The 8,776-nt window shown below is 67.7% G+C and carries 9 protein-coding genes and 1 pseudogene; 4 read left to right on the top strand and 6 right to left on the bottom strand.

The window, feature by feature from the left end:
• Positions 1-65: 65 nt before the first annotated feature.
• Positions 66-1,298 (bottom strand): MFS transporter, encoded by a 1,233-nt coding sequence (locus tag AC6RA4_RS20230; protein WP_500163417.1) that lies wholly within the window; start codon positions 1,296-1,298, stop codon positions 66-68.
• Between the two features lie 82 nt (positions 1,299-1,380).
• Positions 1,381-1,815 carry a cupin domain-containing protein gene (locus AC6RA4_RS20225; RefSeq protein WP_500163416.1) on the bottom strand — a complete coding sequence of 145 codons (435 nt, stop codon included), beginning with the start codon at positions 1,813-1,815 and terminating at the stop codon, positions 1,381-1,383.
• 187 nt (positions 1,816-2,002) lie between these two features.
• Between AC6RA4_RS20225 and AC6RA4_RS20220 the strand changes: the two genes are divergently transcribed.
• A complete protein-coding gene (locus AC6RA4_RS20220; protein ID WP_500163414.1) occupies positions 2,003-3,064 on the top strand; it encodes a YeeE/YedE family protein in 1,062 nt (353 codons plus the stop codon).
• Positions 3,065-3,068: 4 nt separating this feature from the next.
• On the opposite strand, the gene AC6RA4_RS20215 is transcribed toward AC6RA4_RS20220, so the two are convergent.
• Complete coding sequence (locus tag AC6RA4_RS20215) at positions 3,069-3,830, bottom strand: ABC transporter permease (RefSeq protein WP_500163418.1); 762 nt, start codon at positions 3,828-3,830, stop codon at positions 3,069-3,071.
• A 5-nt stretch (positions 3,831-3,835) separates the two neighbouring features.
• On the bottom strand, positions 3,836-4,768 hold the full coding sequence (locus AC6RA4_RS20210) for an ABC transporter ATP-binding protein (protein ID WP_500163412.1): 933 nt from the start codon (positions 4,766-4,768) through the stop codon (positions 3,836-3,838).
• Positions 4,769-4,908: 140 nt separating this feature from the next.
• Here AC6RA4_RS20210 and AC6RA4_RS20205 point away from each other — a divergent pair, with 140 nt between their 5' ends.
• Together AC6RA4_RS20205 and AC6RA4_RS20200 are read left to right on the top strand one after the other, a co-directional pair.
• On the top strand, positions 4,909-5,883 hold the full coding sequence (locus AC6RA4_RS20205) for a DMT family transporter (protein ID WP_500163410.1): 975 nt from the start codon (positions 4,909-4,911) through the stop codon (positions 5,881-5,883).
• An 80-nt stretch (positions 5,884-5,963) separates the two neighbouring features.
• Complete coding sequence (locus AC6RA4_RS20200) at positions 5,964-6,590, top strand: hypothetical protein (protein WP_500163408.1); 627 nt, start codon at positions 5,964-5,966, stop codon at positions 6,588-6,590.
• 127 nt (positions 6,591-6,717) lie between these two features.
• Here the strand turns inward: AC6RA4_RS20200 and trpS are convergent, their stop codons facing one another.
• Entirely contained in the window at positions 6,718-7,752 is a 1,035-nt protein-coding gene (gene trpS, locus AC6RA4_RS20195) for a tryptophan--tRNA ligase (RefSeq protein ID WP_500163407.1), read from the bottom strand.
• Between the two features lie 79 nt (positions 7,753-7,831).
• Between trpS and AC6RA4_RS20190 the strand changes: the two genes are divergently transcribed.
• A complete protein-coding gene (locus AC6RA4_RS20190; RefSeq protein ID WP_500163405.1) occupies positions 7,832-8,518 on the top strand; it encodes a rhomboid family intramembrane serine protease in 687 nt (228 codons plus the stop codon).
• Between the two features lie 17 nt (positions 8,519-8,535).
• Here AC6RA4_RS20190 and AC6RA4_RS20185 read toward each other — a convergent pair.
• Positions 8,536-8,776, bottom strand: a pseudogene (locus tag AC6RA4_RS20185) (cardiolipin synthase); the annotation flags it as partial.

The following is an 8,776-nucleotide window of genomic DNA, read 5'->3' as shown; positions in this document are numbered from 1 at the left end:
GCCAATTCACCCCCGAGGTATTTTTGAACCAGAGAAGATGCGGGGGGGTGGCGCCTGTGGCGGGGTTATTCCGCCGGGGCGGGGGCGAGGGGGGCGAAGACGGTCTCGTTGCCGGGCTCGGGGTGGCGCGGGATCATCAGCGCGAGGCTGAGCGAGATCAGCGCCATGCCGGCGGCGAGGCCGAAGACGGCGCCGGGCGAGACCAGCCAGAGATAGCCCAGCAGGAAGGGCAGGAACACGGCCGCGATGTGGTTGATGGTGAAGGCCACGGCAGCGGTGGGAGCGATGTCGCCCGGGTCGGCGATCTTCTGGAAATAGGTCTTCAGCGCCAGCGCCAGGCCGAAGAAGATGTGGTCGATCACGTAGAGGATCGAGGCCAGCAGCACGCCCCAGCCGAACCAGTAGAGCCCGCCATAGGCGAGGAAGACCAGGGTGAGGCCGACATATTCGAAGATCAGCACCCGGCGCTCGCCGAAGCGGTGCACCGCCTTGCCGAGCAGCGGCGCGGCGACGAGGTTGACCATCAGGTTGATCAGGTAGAGCCCGGTGACCTCGTGCACCGCGAAGCCGAAGCGCTCGACCATCATGAAACCGGCGAAGACCACGAAGATCTGCCGCCGCGCGCCGGACATGAATTGCAGCGCGTAATAGAGCCAGTAGCGCCGGCGCAGCACGAAGCTCTTGCGCTGCGGGTTGGGGCTCTCGAATTGCGGGAAGGCAAAGGCGCAATAGGCGACGATCACCAGCGTCAGACCGCCCGAGGCCATGTAGACGCTGTTGTAGGACAGGCCGAGCGCCTCCCAGGTCATCACGATCACCACATAGGCCAGGAAGGTGGCGCCGCTCGCCGCCGCCAGCAGCCAGCCGAGCATCTGCGGGGCGCGGTCCTTGGGCAGCCATTGCAGCTGCAGGCTCTGGTTCACCGTCTCGTAATAGTGAAAGCCGATCGAGCTCAGCATGGTGATGATCAGGATGCCGGCCATCGACGGGAACCAGGCGGTGGCCGCGGTGGCGGCGCCGAGAAGCGTGAGGGCGGAGAGCGCCAGCACCTGCTCGCGCATCACCAGCAGCACCAGGATCACCCCGATGGCGAGGAAGCCCGGGATCTCGCGCACCGTGTGCAGCCAGCCGATGTCGGAGCCGTCGAACTGCGCCGCGTCGATGACGAAGTTGTTGAGCAGCGCCGACCAGGTGGCGAAGCTCAGCGGCATGGCGATGGCCATGAGGAAGAGAAGCGTCACGGGCCGCCGCCAGACCGGCAGGGCGCCCGCCGCGGCAAGGGGCACGATACGGGGCATGGCTCAGGCTTAGGCGCTTTGGCAGGCTTTGGCGAGACGGCTTGTTGCGCGTCAGCGCACAGTGCCCGGTGCGGATGGCGGCTCAGCCCTGCGAGAAGCGATACTCGACGTCGGAGAAGCGGTCGCGCGGGAAGACGTAGAGAAAGCGCAGCCCCTCGGTGCCGGCGATGGTGCCGTGCTCGGCATCCTCGGGGATGAACAGCGCGATCTCGGGGCCGATCGGGTGCGGCACGCCGTCGATGGTGACGATGCCGGCGCCGGAGAGGCCGAAATAGATCTCAGCCGGGCCGTGGCGGTGCGGCAGCAGGGTGCCGAGCGGGCCGAACTCGGCGATGCCCAGCACCATGCCGGTGGTGGCGGTGCGCTCGCCGCTGAACAGGGTCCGCCAGCGCACCGTGCCGAAGGCCGGATCCTCGCCGCCCTCGAGCGGCGTGGCGGTGGCGTCGGCCATCACCGCCAGCGACACCAGCGCGGCGACCTGAGAGGCGAAATTCGGATCGGTCTGGATCTCGGACATGGCGCATCCTCCTGCGGCGTTGAGACGCGATACGCCGGAGCGCTGGGGCCGTCGCGCCGGATTGCGACCGCGATGTCGCGAAGAGACCGCGGCTGGCGCGCCCCGCGAGAGGCCCATGACCTGAATCAAGGACAACATATTCGCATGCGGGCATGAGTCCCCGCCAAGCGAATGGGAGGAAGCTGTCATGGACCTGGTCTCGCTGGTCGACCGTCTGGGGGAAAGCCCCACCGCGGCGCTGTTCGGGCTGATCACCGGCGTGGTGTTCGGCGTCGCGGCGCAGCGCTCGCGCTTTTGCCTGCGCGCGGCGGTGGTGGAGTTCGCCCGCGGCGAGATGAAGGACCGGGTGGCGGTCTGGCTGTTGACCTTCTCGACGGCGCTGGTCTGGGTGCAGGGGGCGCAGCTGCTGGGCGTGTTCGATGCCTCGAATGCGCGCATGATGGCGGTGCCCGGGAGCTGGTCGGGGGCGATCATCGGCGGGCTGATGTTCGGCGCCGGCATGGTGCTGGCCAATGGCTGCTCGGGGCGGCTTCTGGTGATGGCGGCGACGGGCAACCTGCGCTCGGTGATCTCGGGGCTGATCTTTGCGGTGGTGGCGCAGATGAGCCTCGGCGGCATCCTCGCGCCCTGGCGCGACCGCATCGCCGGGCTCTGGGTGACTTCGGGCGGGCGCAACATGGACCTGCTGGCGGCGGCGCATCTGCCGCGCGAGGCCGGGCTGGTGATCGGACTCGCCATCGCGGTGCTGGCGCTCGAGCTGTCGCGGCGCAACCGCATCGGGGCACGGCGGCTGGTCTTCGCCTCGGGCGTGGGTTTTGCCGTTGCGCTGGGCTGGGTGCTGACCTTCTCGCTGGCCAACGTTGCCTTCGAGCCGGTGCAGATCGAGAGCGCCACCTTCACCGGCCCCTCGGCGCATACGCTGATGTTCTTCCTCGACCGCAACGCGGTGCTCGAGTTCGACATCGGGCTGGTGCCCGGCGTGTTCCTCGGCGCCTTCCTCGCCGCGGCCTGGGGACGTGAGCTGAAGGTGCAGGGCTTTGACGGGCCGACGCCGCTGCGCAACGCCATGTTCGGCGCGGTGCTGATGGGCTTTGGCGGCATGCTGGCCGGGGGCTGCGCGATTGGCGCGGGCGTGACCGGCGGGTCGATCTTTGTCGGCACCGCCTGGCTGGCGCTGTTCTGCATGTGGATCGGCGGCATGACCACCGATCTGCTGATGGGCGGCCGGCGCAGCTGCGCGCCGGCCTGAGGGCTCAGGAGCGCAGCCGCCAGCCGGTGCGGAAGATCCACCAGATCACCCCGAGGCAGAGCAGGGTGAAGCCCGCGATGGCCAGCAGGCTCAGCCCCACCGGCACGTCGGCGATGCCGAAGAAGGCCCAGCGGAAGCCCGAGATCAGGTAGACCACCGGGTTGAAAAGCGCCACGGTCTGCCACGCCGAGGGCAGCATCGAGATCGAGTAGAACGAGCCGCCGAGGAAGACCAGCGGCGTCACCACCAGGAGCGGCACCAGCTGCAGCTGCTCGAAATTCCCCGCCCAGAGCCCGAGGATGAAGCCCAGCAGCGCGAAGCTCAGGCAGGTCAGCAGAAGGAAGGCCACCATCGCCAGCGGGTGCAGGATCTGGATCTCGACGAAGAACGACGCGGTCAGCAGGATCACCACCCCAATGAACAGCGCCTTGGTGGCCGCCGCGCCGACATAGCCGATGACGATCTCGAGGAAGTTCAGCGGCGCCGAGAGCAGCTCGTAGATCGTGCCGATGAACTTGGGGAAGTAGATCCCGAAGGAGGCGTTGGAGATCGCCTGCGTGATCACCGACAGCATGATCAGGCCGGGCACGATGAAGGCGCCGTAGCTTACGCCCTCGACCTCGTCGATGCGGCCGCCGATGGCGGTGCCGAAGACCACGAAATAGAGCGAGGTCGAGATCACCGGAGAGACGAAGCTCTGCAGCAGGGTGCGGAAGAACCGCATCATCTCGAATTTGTAGATGGCCCAGATGCCGCGCCAGTTCATGCCGCTCATGCCGCGCCCTCCTGTTGCTTGACGAGATCGACGAAGATGTCTTCCAGCGTGCTCTTGCGGGTGTCGACATCGCGCACGCTGAGGCCGGCGGCGCTGAGCTCGGCCATCAGGTGGGCGAGGCCGGTGCGCTCGGCGGAGGTGTCGTAATCATAGACCAGCACGCGGCCCTCCTCCTCGAGGCGCAGGTTGCGGGTGGCCAGCGCTTCGGGCACCGCGCTTACCGGCTCGGCCAGCTCGATGCGCAGCTCCTTGCGGCCGAGCCGCTTCATCAGCCCGGCCTTCTCCTCGACCAGCAGGATCTCGCCATGATTGATGACGCCGATGCGGTCGGCGATGGCCTCGGCCTCTTCGATGTAATGGGTGGTCAGGATGATGGTGACGCCGCGCGCCTTGAGATCGGCGACGATCTCCCACATGTCGCGGCGCAGCTCGACATCGACGCCCGCCGTGGGCTCGTCGAGGAACAGCACCTCGGGCTCGTGGCTCAGCGCCTTGGCGATCAGCACCCGGCGCTTCATGCCGCCCGAGAGGGCGCGGATCGGGGTGTCGCGCTTGTCCCAAAGCGACAGGCGGCGGAGGATCTCCTCGATCAGCGCGTCGTTGCGGGGCTTGCCGAAGAGTCCGCGCGACAGGCGCACCGCGTTGCCGACCTTCTCGAAGGGCTCGAGGCTGATCTCCTGCGGCACCAGCCCGATGAGCGAGCGCGCGGCGCGATACGCGGTGACGACGTCATGGCCGCCAACGGTGAGGCTGCCCGAGCTTGGTGTCACCAGCCCGCACACGGTGGAGATCAGCGTCGTCTTGCCGGCGCCGTTGGGGCCGAGCAGCGCAAGGATCTCGCCCTTCTCGATGTCCAGATCGACGCCCTTCAGGGCCTCGAACCCGCTGTCATAGACCTTGCGGACCTGCCGCAGTTCGACCATCGCCATCGCGGTCCCTCCCGTCCTGTCGTCTTGGTGCCGGAACCTAGTCTGCCAGCGCCAGAACGCAACGTGCGAGCGCGCAGGCCCATCTGTGCGCCGCGCTTTGCCGCTGGCGCGCGGCGCGGCAGGGCTCTAGCAAGATCGCCATGAACACGCTTTCCGATCGCCCGGGGCTGGGCATCCTCTTCATCTGTCTCGGCGTGGCCGCGATCTCGGTCAACGACATGCTGATCAAGCTGCTTTCGGGCGGCTACCCGCTACACGAGATCGTCGCCGCGCGCGCCGGCATGGGGCTGGTGATCACGCTGACGCTGGTGAAGGTCGAGGGCGGCTGGCACCTTTTGCGTACCGAGACGCCGGTGCTGCACATGCTGCGCGGGCTTCTCGTTGTGCTCGCCAACATGACCTTCTACGCCGCCTTCGCGGTGCTGTCGCTGGCGCAGGTCACGGCGCTGTTCTTCGTGGCGCCGCTCTTCATCACGCTGTTGTCGATCCCGTTTCTCGGCGAGAAGGTCGGGCCTCTGCGGCTTGGCGCGGTGGTGGTTGGCTTTCTCGGCGTGCTGGTGATGCAGCAGCCGTGGAAGGACGATCTCGAGGTCTCGCGCGTGGTTCTGCTGTTGCCGGTGATCGCGGCGTTCTTCTACGCTATGCTGCAGGTTCTGACCCGGCGGCTGGGGCTGACCACGCGTGCCTCGGCGCTGGCGGTCTATCTGCAGGCGACCTTTCTCGTGGTCGCCTTGGGCTTCTGGCTGGTGGCCGGCGACGGGCGCTATGCGGAGCGCTTCGAGAGCGAGGCGCTGCGCTTCCTGCTGCGGCCCTGGGTGATGCCCGACATGCGCGACGCGATGGTGCTGCTGGCGCTGGGCACGCTTTCGGGCTTCGTCGGCTACGCGCTCAGCGCCGCCTACCGGCTGGCGGCGGCGGCGACCATTGCGCCGTTCGAATATGTCGGCCTGCCGCTGGCGATTCTCTGGGGGTGGCTGATCTTCGGCGAGTGGCCGGGGGCGAATGTCTGGGTCGGCTGCGCGCTGATCGTGGGGGCGGGGCTCTTTGTCTTCCTGCGCGAGCGCAAGAAAGACAGCCCGGCGCCCGGGCGGCGCAGGCTCTGGGGCCGGCGCTGACAGCGCTTCAACCGGCGCGCCCCTTGCCCTATAAGCGCGGCGCCCGACCAGACACCGACCACAGCGCTCAAGGAGACCCGATGCAGCCGCAGGAGATCGAACCGCTCTTCACCCGCAACGACGGCAGCTACCTCTGTGCCCGCTGGGGCCGGCCACTCGTGCCCATCGTCTTCGGGGTCGAGGACGAGACGCTGTCGGTGATCAAGGGCGCCTTCGAGGCGATCTGCGCGCTGGCCGGCGCCAAGATGGCCGAGACCGATCCCGAGCTCGGCGCCAACGTGATGGTGTTCTTCTTCCGCGACTGGTCGGAGCTTCTGGAGGTGCCCGATCTTGGCCGCCTGATCGAGGATCTGGAGCCGCTGGTGGCGAAGCTTCGGGCGGCGGACGCCAACCAGTACCGCGCCTTCCGCTTCGACCAGCAGGGCGCGATCAAGGCCGCCTTCGTCTTCCTGCGGGTCGATGACGCGCTGGCCGAGCAGCCCGCCGAGGAGCTGGCGTTGGCGCAGGTGGTGCAGGTGATGCTGCTCTGGTCCGAGCGGGCCTTTGCCGAGCGCTCGCCGCTGGGCGTGCTCGAGGATGGCCGCGTGGTGCTGCGGCCCGAGATCGGGGCGCTCCTGGGCGCGGCCTATGACCCGGTGATGCCAGCACAGGCGCGCGACGCCAGCCACGCGCTGCGGCTCTCGGCCCGGATCGCGGTTCAGGGCTGAGGGCGGGGCGCGAAGAGTTTTCGTCAGAACACTCTTCGTCACCCCTGGGGGCCAAGATTTTTCGAAAGGAAAAATCTTTCAGGCGGTCAGGTGGGCTCAGGCGCCCACCTTTTCGATTTCGGGGGGCTTATGCCCCCACCATGCCGACGATCTCGTAGGTCTTCTGCAGGATCGGCGAGGCGATCTTGCGGGCCCGGGCCGCGCCATCGGCGAGAATGCGGTCGATCTCGGCCGGATCCTCCATGTAGCGCGCCATCTCACCCGAGATCGGAGCCAGCTTCGCCACCGCGAGATCCGCCAGCATCGGCTTGAACTCCGAGAACGCCTTGCCGCCCACATCCGCCATCACCGCATCGACCGACTGCTCGGAAAGCGCGGCGTAGATGTTGACGAGGTTGCGCGCCTCGGGGCGCTCGGCGAGGCCCGCCGCCTCCGAGGGCAGCGGCTCGGGATCGGTCTTGGCCTTGCGGATCTTCTTGGCGATGGCGTCGGCATCGTCGGTCATGTTGATCCGGCTGGCATCCGAAGGATCGGATTTCGACATCTTCTTCGAGCCGTCGCGCAGGCTCATCACCCGCGTCGCCGCGCCCTCGATCACCGGCTCGGTCATCGGGAAGAACTCGGTCTTGTAGTCGTGGTTGAACTTCGCCGCGATGTCTCGGGTCAGCTCTACATGCTGCTTCTGGTCCTCGCCCACTGGCACCTGGGTGGCGTGGTAGATCAGGATGTCGGCCGCCATCAGCGCCGGATAGGCATAGAGACCCAGCGAGGCCTTCTCGGCATTCTTGCCGGCCTTGTCCTTGAACTGGGTCATCCGGTTCATCCAGCCCATGCGCGCCACGCAGTTGAAGATCCAGGCCAGCTGCGCATGCTCGGGCACCTGGCTCTGGTTGAACAGGATCGACTTCGACGGATCGAGACCCGCGGCGAGATAGCCCGCCGTCAGCTCGCGGGTTTGCCGCACCAGCGCCTGCGGATCCTGCCAGACGGTGATCGCGTGCATGTCGACGACGCAGTAGATCGTCTCGATGCCGCTTCCCTGCATGTCCACGAAGCGCTTGATCGCGCCGAGATAATTGCCGAGCGTCAGGCCTCCGGACGGCTGGATGCCGGAAAACACGCGCGGGGTGAAGGCGGGATTGCTCTGGGCCGCCTCGGACATGGGCTCAACTCCGTCTGGAAATTCGGGTGGGGCTGGCTTACCCATGCCCCGACATGCCGTCAAGAAAGAGCCCTCGCCAATGGTGCATCCGCATAACGAACCGCCCCTGAATCCGATGCCGCCGGTGGTGATGGCGCTGTTCATCGTCATCGTGGGGGTCGAGGCGGCCTTCTCGCTCGGTGGCTACGGGCTGATCGGCGGGCCGGCGGCGCTGGGCTGGCGGCTCGAGGCGATGGAGCGCTTCGCCTTCTTCGGGCAGGTGCTGCGCTGGATGCTGGCCACGGGGCAGTTCCCCGCCGAGCACCTGGTGCGCTTCTTCAGCTATCCCTTCGTGCATGCGAGCTTCACCCACGCGCTCTTTGCCGGGGTCATGCTGCTCGCGATGGGCAAGATGGTGGCCGAGGCGCTGGGCTCGCTGCGCACGGTGGTGATCTTCTTTGCCTCGACCTTTGCCGGCGCGCTGGCCTATGGGCTGATCGTCGACACGCAGGTGCCGCTCATTGGCGCATTCCCGGCGGTCTACGGGCTCATCGGCGGCTTCACCTACCTGCTCTGGCTGCGACTCGGGCAGATGGGCGCACAGCAAGTGCGGGCCTTCTCGCTGATCGGGATGCTCTTGGCGATCCAGCTGGTCTTCGGGCTGATCTTCGGCGGCAGCAAGGACTGGGTGGCCGATCTCGCGGGCTTTGCGACCGGCTTCACCCTGACGCTGCTGCTGGTGCCCGGTGGCTGGGCGCGGCTGCTCGACAAGCTGCGCCGCGACTGAGACGCAGCGGGGGCCGGTCAGAACATGTCGTCGGGCAGGATCGGCATCCGGCGCGAGAAATCCTTGCCCGTGGCCATGGGGTAGGGCAGCACGAATCCCTCGCGCTCGCCGGGCTCCACCGCCGCGTTGGCCAGCGCGGCCTGCCGCCAGGTGCGCGCCGCGGTGGTGCTCTGCGCCCCAAGCCGCGGCCCGAGCCAGATCTTCGCCAGCCGCTCGCGCAGCGCCTTCACGTCCTCGGGGCGGCGGAACATCACCGAA

This window comes from Salipiger sp. (assembly GCF_059781815.1).
Note: the sequence above shows the minus strand (reverse complement) of the source record. Positions and strands in the feature narration are given on the sequence as shown.